Below are 18,854 nucleotides of genomic sequence, written 5' to 3'. Positions count from 1 at the left end.
CTCCTTAACGCTTGATGGCCGGGGCGATGCTTTCGACCGTGCCATTTGCGGTCACGCCCAGATAGCTCGACAGGGCGATGGTCACGTCCGAGCCGTACACCGGATACGGGAAACGCTGCTGGCGGAAGCAGTCGTTGAGCCGCCGCTGCATGCTCCACAACTCGCCCGACGACACCCGGTAGGCCGGCCACGATCCGAAGCCGCGCGCGGCGTCCGGGCCCTTGGTCAGGTTGGGCAGATCCTGCAGGCGAATGCGCTTGCCATCTTCGCCATGACAGGTGACGCAGCCGAAATCGTGTGTGCCGCCGCGATAATTGAAGGCGCGTTTGCCGATTTCGTACATGCGCTTTTCCTCCGGGTGCGCCATCGGCAGGTTGAACTTCATGCCGCGCGATTCGGCTGATATCCACGCGACCAGCGCCTCGATGTTCTTCTGTTCACCCTTGCCGAACGGCGTCTTGGCCACCTCGTCGGCCGGAATGCCCTGCAGCGTTTCCATGCAGGTCAACAGGCGGGATTCCAGATCCTGCACGCGGCCGGTGTCGGCGAAATGGCGCGGCAGCGTGACGAAGGCGCCCTTGACGACGCCCGGCCCCTGGCCGAGATCACACTTTTCGAGTGTGGCCTTCTTCGGGCCGCGCGCCTCCTTCCACAACTCCTCGCCGCGCATTTCCCACAACTCGGCCGGATTGCCCTCGGCCAGCGCCTCGCGGTACTTGGCAATGCCCTCGGCAGTGGCGTCTGCCAGCACCGGCGTGGCAAACATGAGCGCGGACGCGGCAACGCAGGCAGCGTATGTGCTGTTCTTCATGATCTCTTCCTCCAGTCCTTGACGGAATGACCTGGCTGATGACGGGACCGGCCTGCTTCGGGTCGATCCTCGATGCAACGACGAGCGGGGTTCAGGCCACGACGACTTCGTCGGTGCGCTTGTCGCCCTTGTTGTCCACCCAGCTCACGCTGACCTTGTCGCCCTTGGCGCCGCCGGCAAACTTGAACTGCAGGTAAGGGTTCTTCGATACCGCCGGGCCGAACTGGGCGGCCAGCACGACGCGGCCGTTGTGGGTGGCCGTCAGCTCGGTGATGTGATGGGCCGGGACCAGGGCGCCGGACGCGTCCTTGCGCTGGCCGGTTTCCATGTCGTGGCTCATCAATACTTTCACTTCGGTTTCAGTGCCATTGCTGGCGGCGCGGATGCGCATCGGACCTGCCATGTCTTGCTCCTTGGGTTGTGCGTGGGATGTGAACGAATTGCCGACCGCGATCAGCCGCCGCAACCGCCCAGCGTCACCTTGATTTCCTTGGACACCATGTAGAAGCTGCCGCCGGCCTTGACCAGTGCGAACACATTCGAGGTCTGGCCCATCTTCACGCGGGTGCTCACGTCAGCCATCGTGCCGGCCGGCAATGTGAAGCTGGCAGCCAGCATGCTCGGGTTCTTCTCGATCAGGATGGCGATGAATTCGGTGTCGGCGAGCGCGCTCTTGACGCCGACCGGCACCACCGCGCCGTTCTCGGCAATGTCGGGGCCGCTGATCTGTACATCCTTCGAATCGGCCGGCTTTCCGGCACCCAGCGCCTTGAGCGCCTCCTCCATCGCCTTGGCTTCGAACGCCGGCTTGTCCCATCCGGCAGCCTGCGCCTGCTGGGTCGTGATCAGGCCGGCGGCCACCAGCAGGCCGAACAATCCGGCCGCGCTGCCGCTCTTCAGGACTTCCCTTCGCTGCGTGTTCATCCGTTTCCTCCTCAGTTTTCGGGCGAGCCCGACAATATCCATTTGATCAACGCAGCCGTGTCCGCGTCGCTGACATGCGCCTGGGGCGGCATTGCCACATCGCCCCACGTGCCGCCGCCACCTGCCTTGACACGGCCGATGAGCTGCGATTCTGCCCCCTTGTCGTCCTTGTAGCGCTTTGCGACATCGCGAAAGGACGGCCCGAGTAGCTTGCTGGCGATGCCGTGACAGCCACTGCAACCGCTCTTCTTCATCAGTTCCAGTGCCGGGTGTGGCGCGGGCGCTGCGACACCGCTGCCGGCGCCCTCGGTGGTCCGCTGCCCGCGTACGGCGCCGATCACCCGGTTCTGATCGGCGAGATTGCCGTGTGCGTCGCGTGCGTAATCGGGCAGGCTCGAGCCCATCGTGATCTGCGTCTTGCAGTTCTTCATGCAGGCCACGTTCTTCACGTCAGGCTTGCCCTTGATGTCCCACATGCCATGTCTGGTCGTCATGCCGTTGCGGTTCGGCATGCGTTGCTGCACCTCGGCAATGTTCTTGTCCGACAGCGTGAAGTCGGCCGGCACGATTTCGCCCAGATGCAGCAGGTAGGCGAGCACCGCGTACACCTCGTCCGGGCTGAGCGACTTCGGAGCATTCCACGGCATGGCGCGGTTGATGTAGTCCCACAGCGTCGACAGCGTCGGCACCTTCATCAGCGTGCTGCGTTGCGGCGCGTCCTGCCGGATGTAGGCGCCGACACGGCCGGTTTCGATGTCTTCCTTCGTCGTGCCGCCGACCAGCGGGGTGAACACCTCGTTGCTTTCGCCGAAACTGCCGTGACAGGCCGTGCATTTGGCCTCCCACAGTTCGATGCCCTGATCCACCGACCCCTTGCCGGGTGGCAGGCCCTTGAAATCGGGGCGCACATCGATGTCCCACGCCTTGACTTCGGCCGCGGTCGCCGCCCGGCCGACACCCGGAAAACTGCTGGTGGCCGAGGCGCAGGCGGTGGCTGCAATCAGGCAGCTTGCGAGGAGAAGTTCAGAAAACCTGGACATTGCTCACGTCTCCGCTGTCCGCCAGTTTCCACGACTGGATGGCGTTGTTGTGATAGATCGACCGCGTGCCGCGCACCGCGCGCAACTGTGCATAGGTGGGCTGCACGTAACCGGTTTCGTCGATGGCGCGCGACTGCAGGATGGCAGGGCTGCCGTCCCACACCCAGTCGATGTTGAAGCGGGTCAGCGCCTTCGACAGCACCGGCGTTTCAAGCCGCGCGGTGCGCCAGTTGCGGCCGCCATCGACCGACACGTCAACCCGCTTCACCTTGCCGCGGCCCGACCAGGCAAGACCGGTGATGTTGTGGAAGCCCTTGTCGAGCAGGGTCTGGCCGCCGGACGGCGTCGTGATGACCGACTTGCATTCCTGGATCGAGGTGTATTGGCGGTGCGTGCCATCGGGCATCAGGTCGATGTAGTGAACAGCTTCGTCCTTGGTGGCCCATGGCTGGTCGCCGACTTCGATGCGGCGCAGCCACTTGACCCACGACACGCCCTGGACGCCGGGCACGACCAGGCGCAGCGGATAGCCGTTTTCCGGGCGCAGCATTTCGCCGTTCTGGCCCCAGGCGACCAGTACGTCGTCCAGTGCGCGGTCGAGCGATATCGTGCGGGTCATGCTCGATCCGTCAGCGCCTTCGGCCAGCACGAACTTCGCGCGCTTGCGATCGATGCCGCAATCGTCGAGCAGAACCGACAACGGCACGCCGGTGAACTCCGAACAGGACAGCATGCCGTGCGAGTACTGCACGGTCGGCACGGCTACATTGCCCCATTCCATGCCGGTATTGGCGCCACATTCGATGAAGTGGATGCGTGACACCGACGGCAGGCGCATCAGGTCGTCCATCGTGTAGACGCGGGCTTCCTTCACCAGGCCGTTGATCATCAGACGGTGACGCGCCGGGTCGATGTCATGCCAGCCCTGATGGTGGCGCTCGAAATGCAGGCCTGACGGCGTGATGATGCCGAACAGGCCCTGCAGCGGCGAGAACGATACCGACGATCCGGCCACGCGGGTCAGTCCGGGGCTTTCGCGGCGACGCAGGCCGGCTTCGAACTGTGATGGCGCCCCGTACGGACGTTCGGCGACCGGACGGCCCAGCGTGGTGCTGTGCTCGGGCAGTGTCAGGATGGCCGGATCGCCATCGGCGGCCCGTGCAGCAGACGTTCCTGCAACGGCGAGGCTGGCACTGGCAAACGCTGTGCGCAGGAAGTCGCGACGCCCGGCGGATACTTCCCTTATCTGCTCCGGCGACAGGAAGCCTTCCGGTGCGCGCTGGATGCGCCCGGGGCGGCGGGTGATCTGGGACATGCTTACTCCTGTTCGGACGCGAGTTCGAGCGACTTGCCCACCTTCTTCAGCGATGCCTTGCTGGGCCGGTGTGGCATGTTGAGCGAGTTGCCGGAGGCAATCTGGATGCAGACGGTGCGGCAGATCGACGGGAAATTGGGGTCGATGAGCTTGTAGAACACCATGGCGCCATCCTTGCGCCGGCCGACGATGCCGGCGCGGTACAGCATGTTGAGGTGGCGGGAGGTGTTGGTCTGGCTCAGACCGGACTGATCGACGACATCGGCAACCGAACGTTCGCCGTCGCACAGGCAGTGCAGGATTTTCAGTCTTGCAGGTTCGGCCAGCAGTCCGAAGTAATCGGCCACCGACTCAAAAACCTTGTCCAGCTCGGGATCGTAATCCACAGCTGCTCCTCGTCTTGTCCTTGTTGAAATCAAACATATGCGCAAATGCGCATATGGTCAAGAACAAGTTTATTATTTTTTCTACTTGAGACGCGACGCGTTTTTGTCTAGCGTGTCGTTAGCTCGCAAGGTTCTTCACGGCAGACGTGGAACAGGCGTGCCCGGATTACCACGAAGATTCCACGGAGGAGAACATTTTGAAAAAGAAACTGGCGGGCACGGCGCTGCTGTGGCTCGGCCTCTCAATGGCCTGTGCCCAGGCCGCCGATCCGAACCTCGGCCGCAATCTTGCAGCCACGTGCGCCAACTGCCACGGCACCGACGGCAACAGCGCCGGCGGCATTCCTGGCCTTGCAGGGATGTCGAAAGCCAAGATGCTCGGCCTGATCAATGAATTCCGCAGTGGCGCCAAGCCGGCGACCATCATGCATCAGCTGTCCAAGGGCTACACGGACAGCCAGCTTGACCTCATTGCAGACTATTTTGCGTCGCGCACACCGGTCGGAGGTGCCAAATGACCACAGCGCGTCGTGGATTCATCAAGGGCACGCTCGGCCTGTCCGCCATGGCGGCACTTTACGGCTGCGCTGGCGCCGGCAAGGGTGCCAAGGGTCATGTCGTCGTGGTCGGTGGCGGCTACGGCGGTGCGACCGCCGCAAAATACATCTCGATGTGGAGCGAAGGCGGCATCCGCGTCACGCTGGTCGAGCGCAACGCCGCGTTCGTGTCCTGCCCGATCTCCAATCTCGTGCTTGCCGGTGAGAAGCAACTGTCGGACATCACGATCGGCTATGAAGGGCTCGCAAAGTACGGCATCACCGTGGTGCAGGATGACGTGACGGCGGTCGACGCCGAGAAGCGCATGATCAGGCTGGCCCGCGGCGGCGACCTCGCCTACGACCGACTGGTGCTGTCGCCGGGCGTTGACTTCATGTACGAGTCGCTGCCCGGCATGGCTTCGGCAGCGGCGAAGGACAGCGTGCTGCATGCGTGGAAGGCCGGTCCGCAGACGGTGGCGCTGCGCAAGCAACTTGAAGCGATGCCCGATGGCGGCGTTTTCGCGATGACCATCCCGAAGGCACCTTATCGCTGCCCGCCCGGGCCGTATGAGCGCGCCTGCATGGTTGCCCATTACCTGAAACAGAAAAAGCCGAAATCCAAGGTGCTGGTGCTGGACGCCAACGAGGAAATCGTGTCGAAGAAGGGTCTGTTCACGAAGGCCTGGGCTGACAGCTACAACGGCATGGTCGAGTATCGGCCGCAGAGCGAGTTGCGCGATGTCGATGCCGGCAATCGTACCGCCATCCTTGAGTTCGACCAGGTCAAGGCGAGCGTGCTCAACGTCGTACCGCCGCAGCGCGCGGGCGACATCGCCGCCAAGTCCGGCCTGAAGCTCATCAACAACCGCTGGGTCGACATCAACTGGCTGACGATGGAGTCCACCAGCACGCCGAACATCCACGTGCTGGGCGATGCCATCTTCCCGGCTCCGACGATGCCCAAGTCCGGTCACATGGCCAACCAGCACGCCAAGGTCGCGGCGGCGGCCATCATCAACCTGATGTCCGGGCAGCCGCCATCCGACGCGCCGCTGGTGATGAACACCTGCTACAGCTTCGTCGATGCGACGAACGTGGTGCACGTGGCATCCGTGCATCCGTACGATGCGGCGACCAAACAGCCCCAGCCGGTCAAGGGCGCAGGGGGGTTGTCGGCAGCACCGACCGAGATGGAAGGCAAGTACGCGCTCGCCTGGGCGCGCAACATCTGGGCCGACATGCTGACCTGATCAGACGTCGACGTATCGTTGCGCGGCCCCGGTCATCTCCGGATGATCGGGGCCGTTTGCATCTGGCCGCCAGAGATACAATCGCGTTCCTTTGCAGATCGCCCAAGGCAGAAAGCACGCAAATGAGCATCAAGTCCGATCGCTGGATACGCCGCATGGCCGAGGAACACCGGATGATCGAGCCGTTCGAGGCCGGTCAGGTGCGCGAGGTCGATGGCCGGCGCATCGTGTCCTACGGCACCTCGAGCTACGGTTACGACGTGCGCTGCGCGGCCGAATTCAAGGTGTTCACGAACATCAACTCGACCATCGTCGACCCGAAGACCTTCGATCCGAATTCATTCGTCGAGATGAACAGCGAATCCTGCATCATTCCGCCGAACTCTTTCGCGCTGGCGCGCACGGTCGAGTACTTCCGCGTGCCGCGCAATGTCCTGGTCGTTTGCCTCGGCAAAAGCACCTATGCGCGCTGCGGCATCATCGTGAATGTGACCCCGCTCGAACCCGAATGGGAAGGCCATGTCACGCTTGAGTTCTCCAACACCACGCCGCTGCCGGCCCGCATCTACGCCAACGAAGGCGTGGCCCAGATGCTGTTCTTCGAGTCGGACGAGCCGTGCGAAACTTCGTATCGCGACCGTGGCGGCAAGTATCAGGGGCAGACCGGCGTCACGCTGCCCAAGATCTGACGCTGTTTTCGTGCGCAAATGCACGCTTTCTGCATGCGTTTCGCCGTGAATCGATACCAAGCGTTACACGGCGCAGCGACGTGACTTTATGAACAGTCCGCGCTGACCGCTCCACCTAGACTCCGCTCACTTTCACGAATCACTGCGGAGCCGTCATGTTCAGGAATCTTCTTCTCGCTTCAAGTCTTGCCATTGTTTCGACGGGCGCCTTTGCATCGCTCGACGTGTCCTGGATCGACGGCCTCGAAAACACCGGTACCGGCTTCGATGCCGGCCAGACCGATACCCGCTACAGCTTCACCGCCCTCGCCGGCACGGCGACCGGCACCGATGGCTATGGCGTCGTGACCACCGGTTCGGGCTTTCCTTTCGGTTCCTGGCTTGCCAACAACTGGGATTCGGTCTGGCTGACGCCGTCGGCCAACGCGGCGCAGAGCTACGACCCGTCGTCGGCCGGCCTGTACAAGTGGTCGATCAGCTTCGATCTCACCGGCTATGACCCGGCAGCGTCCGCATTTTCCGGTCGCTGGGCGTCGGACAACAGCGGTTATGTCGTCTTCAACGGCAGCACCATTTCCACCGGCTCGTCCTTCAGCAGCTGGACCTCGTTTGCGGCCAGCACAGGCTTCGTTGCCGGCTTGAACACGATCGATTTCTTCGTGAACAACAGTGCGCATCGCAGCGGCAACCCGACCGGCGTGCGCGTCGAATTCCTCGACAGCTACACCGCGGTCGCTGCTCCGGTGCCGGAACCCGCGTCGTACGCGATGATTCTTGCCGGCCTGCTGGTCGTCGGTGCCGTCGCCCGCCGTCGCCTCGGCTGACCGCATCCGCAGCACCCGCAGCATCCCGTCCGGGCCGCCCAGTGCGGCCCGGATTGTTTTGAGACATCGAACTGATACCATCGCGCGCTCAGGATTGCAGGTTCTCTGCAACCCGGGGCGCCGTGCCAGGGCGCTCCTGCCACCACACAGGTTGACGCCATGCGCTTCGAGTTTCCGATCATCATCATCGACGAGGACTTCCGTTCCGAGAACGCATCCGGCCTGGGCATCCGTGCGCTGGCCGAGGCGATCGAGAAGGAAGGTCTGACGATACTGGGGGTCACCAGCTACGGTGACCTGACCTCGTTCGCGCAGCAGCAAAGCCGGGCATCGACCTTCATCCTGTCGATCGACGACGAGGAATTCGGCGGCGGCAGTGCGGCGGAAATTCAGGCCGTGCTGCAGAACCTGCGCGAATTCGTGGCGGAAATCCGCCGTCGCAATGCCGACATCCCGATCTTCCTGTACGGCGAAACGCGCACCACGCGCCACATCACGAACGACATCCTGCGCGAGCTGCACGGCTTCATCCACATGTTCGAGGACACGCCGGAATTCGTCGCGCGTTACATCGTGCGCGAAGCACGTGCCTATCTCGATTCACTGCCGCCGCCGTTCTTCCGTGCGCTGGTGCACTACGCGCAGGACGGTTCCTACTCCTGGCACTGCCCGGGCCACTCCGGCGGCGTCGCCTTCCTGAAAAGCCCGGTCGGGCGCATGTTCCATCAGTTCTTCGGCGAAAACATGCTGCGTGCCGACGTGTGCAACGCGGTCGAGGAACTGGGTCAGCTGCTCGACCATACCGGCCCGGTGGCCGCGTCGGAGCGCAACGCGGCGCGCATCTTCCACGCCGACCACCTGTTCTTCGTCACCAATGGCACGTCGACGTCGAACAAGATGGTGTGGCATTCGACCGTGGCGCAGGACGACATCGTGGTCGTTGACCGCAACTGCCACAAGTCCATCCTGCACTCCATCATCATGACCGGCGCGATTCCGGTCTTCCTGACGCCGACGCGCAATCACTACGGCATCATCGGCCCGATTCCGCTGTCCGAATTCAGTCCGGACGTGATCCGCGCGAAGATCGAGGCCAATCCGTTTGCGCGCAAGGTGTCGAACAAGAAGCCGCGCATCCTGACCATCACGCAATCGACCTACGACGGCATCCTGTACAACGTGGAAGCCATCAAGGACGTGCTCGACGGCGAGATCGATACCCTGCATTTCGACGAAGCCTGGCTGCCGCACGCGTCCTTCCACGATTTCTACGGCGACTACCACGCCATCGGCGAAGGCCGGCCGCGCTGCAAGGATTCGATGATCTTTTCCACGCAGTCGACGCACAAGCTGCTGGCCGGCCTGTCGCAGGCGTCGCAGATCCTGGTGCAGGATTCGCAGACCCGCTCGCTCGACCGCGACGTGTTCAACGAGGCTTACCTGATGCACACGTCCACCAGCCCGCAGTACGCGATCATCGCGTCGTGCGACGTGGCGGCGGCAATGATGGAGCCGCCGGGCGGCACCGCGCTGGTCGAGGAGTCACTGGCCGAAGCAGTCGAGTTCCGCCGTGCGATGCGCAAGGTCGGTGCGGAATTCGGCGCCGACTGGTGGTTCAAGGTGTGGGGTCCGGAACATCTGGCGGAAGAGGGCCTGGGTACGCGCGAAGACTGGACGCTGCGCGCCGGCGAGCGCTGGCATGGCTTCGGCGATCTGGCCGAAGGCTTCAACATGCTCGATCCGATCAAGGCGACGGTGATCACGCCGGGCCTGGACGTCGATGGTGACTTTGCCGACTGGGGCATTCCTGCCGGCATGCTGACGCGCTACCTGGCCGAGCACGGCATCATCGTCGAGAAGACCGGGCTGTACAGTTTCTTCATCATGTTCACCATCGGCATCACCAAGGGCCGCTGGAACACGCTGGTGACCGAACTGCAGCAGTTCAAGGACGACTACGACAACAACGAACCGCTGTGGAAGGTGATGCCGGAGTTCGTGGCAGCGCATTCACGCTACGAACGCGTCGGGTTGCGCGACCTGTGCGTGCGCATCCACGAAATGTACAAGAAGCACGACATCGCGCGCCTGACGACCGACATGTATCTGTCGCCGATGGAACCGGCGATGAAGCCGGCCGAAGCCTGGGCGCGCATGGCGCACCGCGAGATCGATCGTGTGCCGATCGACGACCTCGAAGGCCGCATCACCAGCGTGCTGCTGACGCCCTATCCGCCGGGTATTCCGCTGCTCATTCCGGGCGAGCGCTTCAACCGCACCATCGTCAATTACCTGCGCTTCGCACGCGAATTCAATCGAGCCTTCCCGGGCTTCGAAACCGACATTCACGGTCTGGTCGGCGACGGCGAGGGCGAAACGATCAACTATCTGGTCGATTGCGTGCGCGACTGAACGCCGTGGGTGCCTGCACGCCCGGGTCGTCGGCTGTGCAGGCGTGGCGCCGCTTCGCGCCGTCGCTCAGCGCCGTGCGTAATCCACGAAGGCGTAGTGCAGCCCGCTGTTGCTGATGCCCGCTTCGCGGGCGGTTTCGATCCATTCGCTGCGGTCGAACGCGGGAAACACCGTATCGCCGTCGAACGGGTCGGCGATTTCGGTCAACAGAAGCCGTTGCACATGCGGCAGCGCCAGTGCGTACAGCTGGGCGCCACCGATGAGGAAGGCGTCCGCGCCGCCCTCAGCCTGTGCCGCAGCCAGTTGCGCCGCAGCCAGCGACGGCACGACGATGGCACCTGGAATCGACAATCCGGGCTGCCGGCTGACCACGATGCTGGTGCGACCCGGCAACGGCCGGCCGAGCGAATCCCAGGTCTTGCGGCCCATGATCATCGGGTGGCCCATCGTCAGCGCGCGAAAGCGCTTCAGATCCTCCGGCAAGTGCCAGGGCATGGTGTTGTCGCGGCCGATCACGCCATTGGCGGACAGGGCGGCAATCAGCGACAGGCGCGGCGTCACACGGCCACCTTCGCCGGGATGTGCGGCCACGGGTCATAGCCGTCGAGACGGAAATCGTCCGGCACGAACGCGAACAGGTCGGTCACCGCCGGGTTGATGTGCATCACCGGCAGCGGCCGCGGCGCGCGCGACAACTGTTCGCGGGCCTGATCGACGTGGTTCAGGTACAGGTGCGCGTCACCCAGCGTGTGGATGAATTCGCCGGGCTTGAGCCCGCATACCTGGGCCATCATCATCGTCAGCAGCGCGTAACTCGCTATATTGAAAGGTACTCCGAGAAATATGTCGGCGCTGCGCTGGTACAGCTGGCAGGACAATGCACCGTCGGCGACGTAGAACTGGAACAGCGCATGGCAGGGCGGCAGCTTCATGGACGGGATGCTGGCCGGATTCCACGCGCTGACGATGTGACGGCGCGAATCCGGATTCTGGCGCAAGCCCTTGACCAGTTCGGCGATCTGGTCGATGTGGCGCCCGTCCGGCGTCGGCCAGCTGCGCCACTGGGCGCCATACACCGGACCGAGGTCGCCGTTTTCGTCGGCCCACTCGTCCCAGATGCTGACGCCGTTTTCCTTCAGCCAGGCGATATTGGTGTCGCCGCGCAGGAACCACAGCAATTCGACGATGATGGAGCGCAGGTGCAGTTTCTTCGTCGTCAACACCGGAAAGCCGTCGGCGAGGTTGAAACGCATCTGCCAGCCGAACACCGAACGGGTGCCGGTTCCGGTGCGGTCGGTCTTGAGCGCGCCCTGTTCGAGCACATGGCGCATGAGGTCGAGATATTGCCGCATGGAAAATATCGCGCAGTCGCGTTACGCTAGAGGGTCGGGATTGTAGTCCAGCGCGCGGTTCCGGCGGGGTCTGCATGCAGTACGGACGAGGCATGGCGCTTCGTCCGACGGACGATTGATGATCAGTACAATCGGGGCGCATCCCGAGCGGCGGAGGTGGCAGGTATGTTCGGTGTCTTTTCTTCATCCCCGGCGAGTGTGCTCGGCAATCCGGCCGAGCTGCGCCGTGTGCTGGCCGAAATAGCCGCCGCGCAGCCCGATCTGGCCATCAACGAACTGACCGGCTGGGTCGAATCGGTCAGTGAAGCGGCCAATATCGACATCGCGCACCACGTCAATCTGCTCTATCAGTTCGATTCCAGTGCTCAGCCGCATCTGCGCAAGCTCGACAGCGCCTACGTCGAGCAACCCGAAGGCAAGGACGTGGTGTGGCGAACCGGCCGTGACTTCTGGTCCATCCTGTCGTCCGCCTACGAATTCGCGCTCGATCGCTACATGTCCGACCCGGCGCAGGCGTCGGTACTCAGCGGCCTGTCGCGCCTGGGCTCGCGCACCGTGCGGGCGTGCCGCCAGCGCTTCAAGTGGGACGTCTATCACAATGGTCCGGTCGACGCCGGTCTGTGGCAGGTGGCCGGCCAGGCTTACCTGCTCGCGCAGGCATCGGGTGCCGAAGTGCGCGAGGTGGTGAACGCCGCCGACGAAGCGGCGACGTCGGTCGAACGCGAGTATCTGCGCCTGATAGCGCTGCATGTGGCAGCGCCGGAAGGTCTGGTGCCGGCAGGTGTGCGACTGGCCGAGCAGCTCACCAGTTATTTCGCGGCCCGTTTTTCGATGGCGTCCACCGTCGAGCGCGGCACCACGCACTGGCTGGATGCCAACCAGCCTGCTCCGCCGCTGCGACTGGTGCGTGCACCGCTCACCACCGACGGCATCCGCTACTTCTCCGGCATTGCGGCCGCAGATGCCGCACTCGCGATGGCGCGCAAGCTCGAAGCCGGCGAATGGCCGGATTCGCTGCATTTCGATGAAGAGCCGTCGCCGGAACAGCTGGGTCGGCTGCTGCGTCACCTGTCGATAAACTGGGCACTCGACCCGCCGACCCGGCAGTACCGCCGCCACACGCTGGGTGGTGCGCTCGCGGTCGCCAATGGCATCAAGCATCTGCACCATGTGCTGCGCGGCGCACGCGACGAGGCGGTGATCTATCGCTGGGAAATGTCCGACGCCAGCCTTGGCGGCATCGGCGCCACGGCACCCACTGCCAGCGCAGAATGGGTGCGCGTCGGTTCGCTCGTCGGCATGCAGCCGTCGGGCGGAGACAACTGGCTGGTCGGTGTCGTGCGCCGATACATGCGCGGCCGCGATGCACGCGGTACGGTCGGCATCGAAACGCTGTCGACCACTGCCCGCCCGCTCGAGGTGTTTTCCGAGCGCAACAGCGGCGAAGCCGTGGCGCTGGATGATCCGATCACCGGCGCCGTCGTGCGCCTGGCGATCAACGGCACCGGTTATTCGGCCGAATACCCGTTGCACGCATCGATCAACGGCCGTCATGTCAGGCTCGATCCGGTCGAACTGATCGAGCGTGGCGCCAACTTCGATCTCGCCCGATTCCGCGTCAGCGACTTTCGGTAGCGCGGCCTTTGTAGGGGGCGGGTGTTGGGCATCGCTGCGCTCACCCCAACCTACGGCAGCGAATGCTTTCGCCGGCAGTCACGTTGCCCATCCCCTGTCGGTTTGGGGTGAGCGCAGCGATGCCCAACAATCAGGCTTCCGTACGTCGCGTCGCCCCATCGCCCCGTAGGTTGGGGTGAGCGCCAGCGATGCCCAACAAGCTGTAATCGCCCTCAGCGATCCGGCAGCAGGAATTCGGTCATCCGAGGAAGTTCTTTCGCGAAGCTCTGCAGGCTGTGGTCGCCACCGGCATGGACGACCAGGTTCGCGCCGCGCAGCTTCAGCACCGCCTGCCACCAGTCCAGTACCTCGTCGCCGGTTTCCAGCAGCACCAGGTAACGTTCCGGCCGGGTGACGGCCGCAACGTCCAGCTCCGCCAGTTGTTCGACATGTTCCTGCTCGAAGCGGAACACCTCGCCTGTATACATGTGCTCATGTTCGCCGACATAGTCGCCGAGCGATTTCGGTGCGACCACGGCCGGGTTGATCAGCGCCGCATGCAGGCCGTGCTTTTCCGCCAGATGCAGCGCATAGAAGCCGCCCAGCGACGATCCGGCCAGCGCAACCTCATCGCCGTCCGCCACCGCGGGGCACAGCACCGACTCGATCAGCGCGATTGCGTCGAGCGGGCCGGGTGGCAACTGTTCGCACCACAGGTCGCCGGCCTGACCCTGGCGCGCAAGGTGGGCGCGCAACTGCACCGCCTTGACAGACTGTGGGCCGGAGCGGAAACCGTGCAGATAGATCAGCTTCCGCATCAGTGATCCGCCCAGTCCACCCAGCCGCCGGCTGCCGTCAGCAGCACGATGATGCCGAAGGCGATGCGGTACCAGGCGAACACCTCGAAAGTGTGGGTGGAGATGTAGCGCAGCAGCCAGCGCACGCTGAAGAAGGCGGCCAGGAAGGACGCCACGAAGCCGGTCGCGAACACCGGCAGATCTTCGGCACGCAGCAGCGCCCAGTTCTTGTACACGTCGTAGGCGGTGGCCGCGAACATGGTCGGAATGGCGAGAAAGAAGCTGAATTCGGTCGCCGCGCGGCGCGACAGGCCGAAGATCAGGCCGCCCATGATGGTCGCACCCGAACGCGACACGCCGGGGAACATCGCCACGGACTGGGCGAAACCCACCTTGAGCGCGGCACGCCAGTCCATGTCTTCCACGGTTTCGTAGCGCGGCTGGTGATTGCGCCGCTCGATCAGCAGGATGAGCACGCCGCCGACGATCAATGCGCCCGCCACGGTCAGCGGGTTGAACAGATAGGCCTTGATCACGCCGTGCAGCAGGAAGCCGAGTACTGCCGCAGGCATGAAGGCGATCAGCACCAGCGTCACGAAGTGGTTGGCCTGCGGGTCGCGTGCCAGCACGCCGCTGCCGACATCGATGAGCTTGCGCCGGTATTCCCAGCAGATCGCCAGTATCGCAGCCAGCTGGATGACGATCTTGAACACGCGACTGGTGTCGTCGGTATAACCGAGCAGGCTGCCGGCGATGATCAGGTGGCCGGTGCTGGAAATGGGCAGGAACTCGGTCAGACCTTCAATGATGCCGAGGATGAAGGCCTTGATCAGCAATGGATCCATGGAGTCTGCTGCACACGAAAGACCGGCGATTATAGGGCGCCCGTCGTGACACGCTGGCGACACCGCGTTGTCTCATTTCCTGCCGGGCGGCGGTATTTCACCGGCCGCCTGTAAAATCCCGCCCCATGCCACGAAAAAGCGCTGCCGCCCGCACCCGCCCGAAGTCCGCGGCCACGCCCGAGAGGGCGGTGCTCACCAGCGTTCGGCCAGCCGCCATGACCGCAGCGGAGCCGGCGCTCCCGCCGCTCGCCATCGGCATCGCAGTGTCGATTCTGGTGCATGGCTTCGTGCTGGCGATCAATTTCGCGCCCGACCTCAAGCCGAAGCAGAAGGCGGTCGATCAGCCGCTGGAAGTGGTGCTGGTCAATGCGCGCGGCAAGCAGAAGCCGGTCGATCCGCAGGCGCTGGCTCAAGCCAGTCTCGATGGGGGTGGCAATACCGATCAGGACCGCCGCGCCAAGACGCCGCTGCCCGCAAGCAAGCGCGACCAGGCCGGTGATCAGCTGGTCAGCACGCAAAGCCGCGTGCAGGAACTCGAAGCGCTGCAGCAGAAGCTGCTGGCCGAGGCGCAGGCCAGAACCGAGGTGAAGGAGGAAGAGCGTCGGGTCGAGCAGCCGGAGCCGACGCCGCAGGCCGTGCCGCTGCCGACCGGCGCCGACCTCGCTGCGCGCGCCATGGCGATGGCGCGGCTCGAAGCCGAAATCGCGCGCAATGTGGATGACTACAACAAGCGGCCGCGCAAGAAGTTCGTCGGCGCGCGCACGCAGGAGTACCGCTTCGCGCAGTACATCGAGGACTGGCGGCAGAAGGTCGAGCGCATCGGCAACCTGAACTACCCGAGCGCGGCGCGCGGCCGCATCTACGGCAACCTCACATTGACAGTGGAGATACGTTCCGACGGCGAAATCGAACAGATCTACGTCAGCCGCTCGTCCGGTCAGCCGCTGCTCGACGAAGCGGCGCAGCGCATCGTGCGCATGGCCGCACCCTATGCGCCGTTTTCACCGGATATCAAGCGCGACTTCGAAATCCTGTCCATCACCCGCACCTGGAGCTTCACCCAGGGCGACCAGCTGGAAGCACGTTAGCCCGATGCCAGACCGTTACGCCGTGGTGGGTCACCCCATTTCGCACAGCAAGTCACCCGCCATCCACGCTGCCTTCGCCGCGCAGACCGGGCAGGACATGATTTACGAAGCGCTGCTGGCACCGCTGGAGGGTTTCGCCGCCACCGTCGAACGGTTTCGTGCCGAGGGCGGGCGCGGCATGAACATCACGGTGCCGTTCAAGGAAGAAGCCTGGCGGCTGGCGGATACGCTGACCGAAAGGGCGCGCCTGGCTGGTGCAGTCAATACTTTCGTGTTCGACGAGCAAGTGCTCGGCGACAACACCGACGGCGCCGGGCTGGTGCGCGACCTCGAATGGCTCGGCAGCCGGCTCAACGGCGCGCGCGTGCTGCTGCTCGGTGCCGGCGGCGCCGCGCGCGGTGTCGTGCTGCCACTGCTCGATGCCGGCGTGGCGCGCCTGTTCATCGCCAACCGCACCGCCGACAAGGCGCGGGGCCTCGAAGCGCACTTCGCCGGCCACGACACCCGTGCCGCGCTTGCCGCCGGTGGCTGGCAGGACGCTGCCGACGCGCCGTACGACATCGTGATCAACGCCACCAGCGCAAGTCTGAGCGACCAGGCGCCGCCGCTGCCGCAAGGGCTGTACGCGCCGGGCAGCCTTGCGTACGACATGGTCTATGGCCGTGGCCTGACCGCCTTTCTGAAACAGGCGCGCGTGCAGGGGGCCAGCACGCTGTCCGACGGCCTGGGCATGCTGGTCGAGCAGGCGGCCGAAGCTTTCGCGCTTTGGCGCGGCGTGCGGCCGGACACGGCGCCGGTGCGCGACATGCTGCGCGCGGCAACGCCGCCGCTCGCCTGAGCGTCGCCCCCGCCATGCTTCGCTTCCTTCGCCTGCTGAAATGGCTGCTGGCCGCTGCGGTGTTGCTTGCGCTGGCCTATCAGCTGTGGATTTTCGGCCACCTGCTGTGGTGGACGAAATTCAATCCGGACGAAACCCGCTTCATGTCGCTGCGCCTGTCCGAGCTGCGCGAGCGTCAGCCCGACGCGCAGCTGCGCAAGCAGTGGGTGCCGTATGACCGCATATCGGTACACCTGAAGCGCGCCGTGATCGCTGCCGAGGACGATGGCTTCGTCGATCACGAAGGCTTCGACTGGGAAGGCATCCAGAAGGCGATGGAAAAGAACCGCAAGAAGGGCCGCGCGGTGGCCGGTGGCTCGACCATCAGCCAGCAGCTGGCAAAGAACCTGTTCCTCAGCCCGAGCCGCAGCTATCTGCGCAAGGGGCAGGAGGCGGCCATCACCTTCATGATGGAAGCGGTGATGGACAAGCGGCGCATTCTGGAAATCTATCTGAACGTGGTGGAATGGGGCGACGGTGTGTTCGGCGCCGAAGCGGCCGCGCAGCGCTACTACCGCGTGTCGGCGGCAAAGCTCGGGCCGGATCAGGCGGCACGGCTGGCCGTCATGCTGCCCAACCCGCGCAAGTACGAAAAAACCTTCGGCCCGCGCCTCGCGGCACACGCCTCGCGCGTCGCCGCGCGCATGCACTACTCGCAGGTGCCTTAGCGGCAGGGTCGGGCGCGACCGCTTTTTGCGCGCGGCGTCTCTGTGGGAGCGGCGACCCCGCCGCGATAGTGCAGTGACCATCATCGTGCAGTGACCATCATCTTGCAGAGTGCGCATCGCGGCGGGGCCGCCGCTCCCACAGGGGCCGCTCCGCCGTGTGGCGGCTGACGACCGAAGGTGCGCGGCGACCTTCAGGCTCTGGGCGGCCGGATCGCGGATTTCGGGCGGAAGGCCTTCACCACGGCTTCGTCGGTTTCGATGTAGGGCCCGCCGATCAGGTCGATGCAGTAGGGCACGGCGGCGAAGATGCCGGGCACGATCTGGGTGCCGTCTGCATCCTTCACGCCTTCCAGCGTTTCCCGGATCGATTTCGGCTGCCCGGGCAGGTTCAGGATGAGCGTCCGGCCGCGGATGGCGCCGGTCTGGCGCGACAGGATGGCGGTCGGCACGAAGCGCAGGCTGATCTGGCGCATCTGTTCGCCGAAGCCGGGCATCAGCTTGTGCGCCACCGCCGCGGTGGCATCCGGTGTCACGTCGCGCGGCGCCGGGCCGGTGCCGCCGGTGGTCAGCACCAGATCGCAGCCGGCGCTGTCGCACAGTTCGATCAGCGTCGCCTCGATCACCGGCTGTTCGTCCGGAATCAGCCGGGTTTCGAAGGCGACCGGCGTCTTCAGTGCTGCGGACAGCCAGTCCTGCAGCGCCGGAATGCCCTGGTCCTGATAGACGCCGGACGAGGCGCGGTCTGACACCGACACCAGGCCCACGGTCAGCAGATCATCATCCTTGCTCATCGTCGTGTTCATCCTCTGCAGTTTCGGTGGTGTCCGGCGTACCGGCACGGTCGAGCTGGCGCAGCACGCGGAAGATTTCGCGGAACGCTCGTGGCGGCTTGTCCAGTTCGGTTTCGCGCAGCGCGTTGCGGCGCAATGTGCGCAGCTGGGTCAGATCGGCGTCCGGCCACTGCGCGGCGATGTCGCCCAGCACCTGTTCGTCGGCGATCAGCCGCTCGCGCATGCGCTCCAGCATCTGTTCGCGTGCGACCGCGCGGGCGGATACGCCGCGTATGGCATCGAGCGCCTCGATCAGCGGTGCGGTATCGATGTTGCGCATCACCTTTCCGACATACTGCATCTGCCGGCGCAGCCCTTCGCGGCTGCGCGTGCGGCGCGTTTCCTCGATCGCGCGGCGCAGGTTGTCCGGCAGGTCGATGCGCTTCAATTGCGTGTCGGACAGCGCGACCAGTTGTTCGCCGATGTCCTGCAGCGCATGCGAGTCGCGCTTCTTCTGGCTCTTGCTCGGGCCGTCGTACTGCGGCTCGTCGTCGGGGATGTCGTGGGTCGATATGGATTTCGGGCGCATGGGGCGGGGCGAAGCGTGGCAAGCGGCTATTATTGCAGCTTTGCCGCAACCCGCTCGTGCAACG

At 64.6% G+C, this 18,854-nt stretch carries 21 protein-coding genes; 9 read left to right on the top strand and 12 right to left on the bottom strand.

From position 1 onward, the window contains the following. Window positions 1-4: 4 nt before the first annotated feature. From soxA to BSY238_RS07480, 6 genes are all read right to left on the bottom strand, one after another. Window positions 5-811, bottom strand: a complete 807-nt coding sequence (soxA, locus tag BSY238_RS07505; RefSeq protein WP_069038580.1) for a sulfur oxidation c-type cytochrome SoxA — start codon at window positions 809-811, stop codon at window positions 5-7. 91 nt (window positions 812-902) lie between these two features. Then, a complete protein-coding gene (gene soxZ / locus BSY238_RS07500; RefSeq protein ID WP_069040537.1) occupies window positions 903-1,214 on the bottom strand; it encodes a thiosulfate oxidation carrier complex protein SoxZ in 312 nt (103 codons plus the stop codon). 50 nt (window positions 1,215-1,264) lie between these two features. Then, on the bottom strand, window positions 1,265-1,735 hold the full coding sequence (gene soxY, locus BSY238_RS07495) for a thiosulfate oxidation carrier protein SoxY (protein ID WP_083223959.1): 471 nt from the start codon (window positions 1,733-1,735) through the stop codon (window positions 1,265-1,267). 11 nt (window positions 1,736-1,746) lie between these two features. After that, entirely contained in the window at window positions 1,747-2,775 is a 1,029-nt protein-coding gene (locus BSY238_RS07490) for a c-type cytochrome (protein WP_069038579.1), read from the bottom strand. Beyond that, a complete protein-coding gene (soxC, locus tag BSY238_RS07485; protein ID WP_069038578.1) occupies window positions 2,759-4,090 on the bottom strand; it encodes a sulfite dehydrogenase in 1,332 nt (443 codons plus the stop codon). The genes BSY238_RS07490 and soxC overlap by 17 nt, the downstream gene beginning before the upstream one ends. A 2-nt stretch (window positions 4,091-4,092) precedes the next feature. Continuing rightward, entirely contained in the window at window positions 4,093-4,476 is a 384-nt protein-coding gene (locus BSY238_RS07480) for an ArsR/SmtB family transcription factor (protein WP_069038577.1), read from the bottom strand. A 146-nt stretch (window positions 4,477-4,622) separates the two neighbouring features. Here BSY238_RS07480 and BSY238_RS07475 point away from each other — a divergent pair, with 146 nt between their 5' ends. The 5 genes from BSY238_RS07475 to BSY238_RS07455 all read left to right on the top strand — a co-directional run bounded on the left by BSY238_RS07475 (window position 4,623) and on the right by BSY238_RS07455 (window position 10,190). Further along, complete coding sequence (locus BSY238_RS07475) at window positions 4,623-4,994, top strand: c-type cytochrome (protein ID WP_223300310.1); 372 nt, start codon at window positions 4,623-4,625, stop codon at window positions 4,992-4,994. Further along, the gene (locus BSY238_RS07470; protein ID WP_069038576.1) at window positions 4,991-6,265 is read left to right on the top strand and encodes an NAD(P)/FAD-dependent oxidoreductase; all 1,275 of its coding nucleotides are present in this window, start codon (window positions 4,991-4,993) and stop codon (window positions 6,263-6,265) included. The genes BSY238_RS07475 and BSY238_RS07470 overlap by 4 nt, the downstream gene beginning before the upstream one ends. Before the next feature lie 122 nt (window positions 6,266-6,387). Continuing rightward, a complete protein-coding gene (dcd, locus tag BSY238_RS07465) occupies window positions 6,388-6,954 on the top strand; it encodes a dCTP deaminase (protein WP_069038575.1) in 567 nt (188 codons plus the stop codon). 155 nt (window positions 6,955-7,109) lie between these two features. Beyond that, entirely contained in the window at window positions 7,110-7,778 is a 669-nt protein-coding gene (locus BSY238_RS07460) for a PEP-CTERM sorting domain-containing protein (protein ID WP_069038574.1), read from the top strand. 159 nt (window positions 7,779-7,937) lie between these two features. Then, window positions 7,938-10,190 (top strand): arginine/lysine/ornithine decarboxylase, encoded by a 2,253-nt coding sequence (locus BSY238_RS07455; RefSeq protein ID WP_069038573.1) that lies wholly within the window; start codon window positions 7,938-7,940, stop codon window positions 10,188-10,190. A gap of 66 nt (window positions 10,191-10,256) precedes the next feature. On the opposite strand, the gene BSY238_RS07450 is transcribed toward BSY238_RS07455, so the two are convergent. Both BSY238_RS07450 and BSY238_RS07445 read right to left on the bottom strand, forming a co-directional pair. Further along, on the bottom strand, window positions 10,257-10,685 hold the full coding sequence (locus tag BSY238_RS07450) for a dihydrofolate reductase (protein WP_236952621.1): 429 nt from the start codon (window positions 10,683-10,685) through the stop codon (window positions 10,257-10,259). 62 nt (window positions 10,686-10,747) lie between these two features. Further along, window positions 10,748-11,542, bottom strand: coding sequence for a thymidylate synthase (locus tag BSY238_RS07445; RefSeq protein WP_069038572.1), 795 nt, complete (start codon window positions 11,540-11,542; stop codon window positions 10,748-10,750). Between the two features lie 165 nt (window positions 11,543-11,707). On the opposite strand from BSY238_RS07445, the gene BSY238_RS07440 reads away from it, so the two are divergent. Beyond that, window positions 11,708-13,177: a hypothetical protein gene (locus BSY238_RS07440; protein WP_190295067.1), complete on the top strand. Its 1,470-nt coding sequence runs from the start codon at window positions 11,708-11,710 to the stop codon at window positions 13,175-13,177. A gap of 212 nt (window positions 13,178-13,389) precedes the next feature. Here BSY238_RS07440 and BSY238_RS07435 read toward each other — a convergent pair whose 3' ends face one another. Beyond that, complete coding sequence (locus BSY238_RS07435; protein ID WP_069038570.1) at window positions 13,390-13,974, bottom strand: YqiA/YcfP family alpha/beta fold hydrolase; 585 nt, start codon at window positions 13,972-13,974, stop codon at window positions 13,390-13,392. Beyond that, entirely contained in the window at window positions 13,974-14,798 is an 825-nt protein-coding gene (locus tag BSY238_RS07430; protein WP_069038569.1) for an undecaprenyl-diphosphate phosphatase, read from the bottom strand. The genes BSY238_RS07435 and BSY238_RS07430 overlap by 1 nt, the downstream gene beginning before the upstream one ends. Window positions 14,799-15,013: 215 nt before the next feature. Here BSY238_RS07430 and BSY238_RS07425 point away from each other — a divergent pair, with 215 nt between their 5' ends. From BSY238_RS07425 to mtgA, 3 genes are read left to right on the top strand one after another with little or no spacing between them, the layout of a single operon-like run. Next, window positions 15,014-15,886 (top strand): energy transducer TonB, encoded by an 873-nt coding sequence (locus BSY238_RS07425; RefSeq protein ID WP_069038568.1) that lies wholly within the window; start codon window positions 15,014-15,016, stop codon window positions 15,884-15,886. A 4-nt stretch (window positions 15,887-15,890) separates the two neighbouring features. Further along, window positions 15,891-16,724 (top strand): shikimate dehydrogenase, encoded by an 834-nt coding sequence (aroE, locus tag BSY238_RS07420; protein ID WP_069038567.1) that lies wholly within the window; start codon window positions 15,891-15,893, stop codon window positions 16,722-16,724. Window positions 16,725-16,738: 14 nt separating this feature from the next. Continuing rightward, window positions 16,739-17,431 (top strand): monofunctional biosynthetic peptidoglycan transglycosylase, encoded by a 693-nt coding sequence (gene mtgA, locus BSY238_RS07415; RefSeq protein ID WP_069040533.1) that lies wholly within the window; start codon window positions 16,739-16,741, stop codon window positions 17,429-17,431. A 191-nt stretch (window positions 17,432-17,622) separates the two neighbouring features. Here the strand turns inward: mtgA and mog are convergent, their stop codons facing one another. Beyond that, window positions 17,623-18,222: a molybdopterin adenylyltransferase gene (gene mog / locus BSY238_RS07410; protein ID WP_069038566.1), complete on the bottom strand. Its 600-nt coding sequence runs from the start codon at window positions 18,220-18,222 to the stop codon at window positions 17,623-17,625. Then, a complete protein-coding gene (yjgA, locus tag BSY238_RS07405) occupies window positions 18,209-18,790 on the bottom strand; it encodes a ribosome biogenesis factor YjgA (protein ID WP_069038565.1) in 582 nt (193 codons plus the stop codon). Before yjgA ends, mog begins: the two co-directional genes overlap by 14 nt. Window positions 18,791-18,854 lie beyond the last annotated feature (64 nt).

It is taken from the genome of Methyloversatilis sp. RAC08, from assembly GCF_001713355.1.
Classification (GTDB): Bacteria; Pseudomonadota; Gammaproteobacteria; order Burkholderiales; family Rhodocyclaceae; genus Methyloversatilis.
The sequence above is the reverse complement of the archived record's forward strand: the minus strand, read 5'-3'. Positions and strand labels throughout refer to the sequence as shown.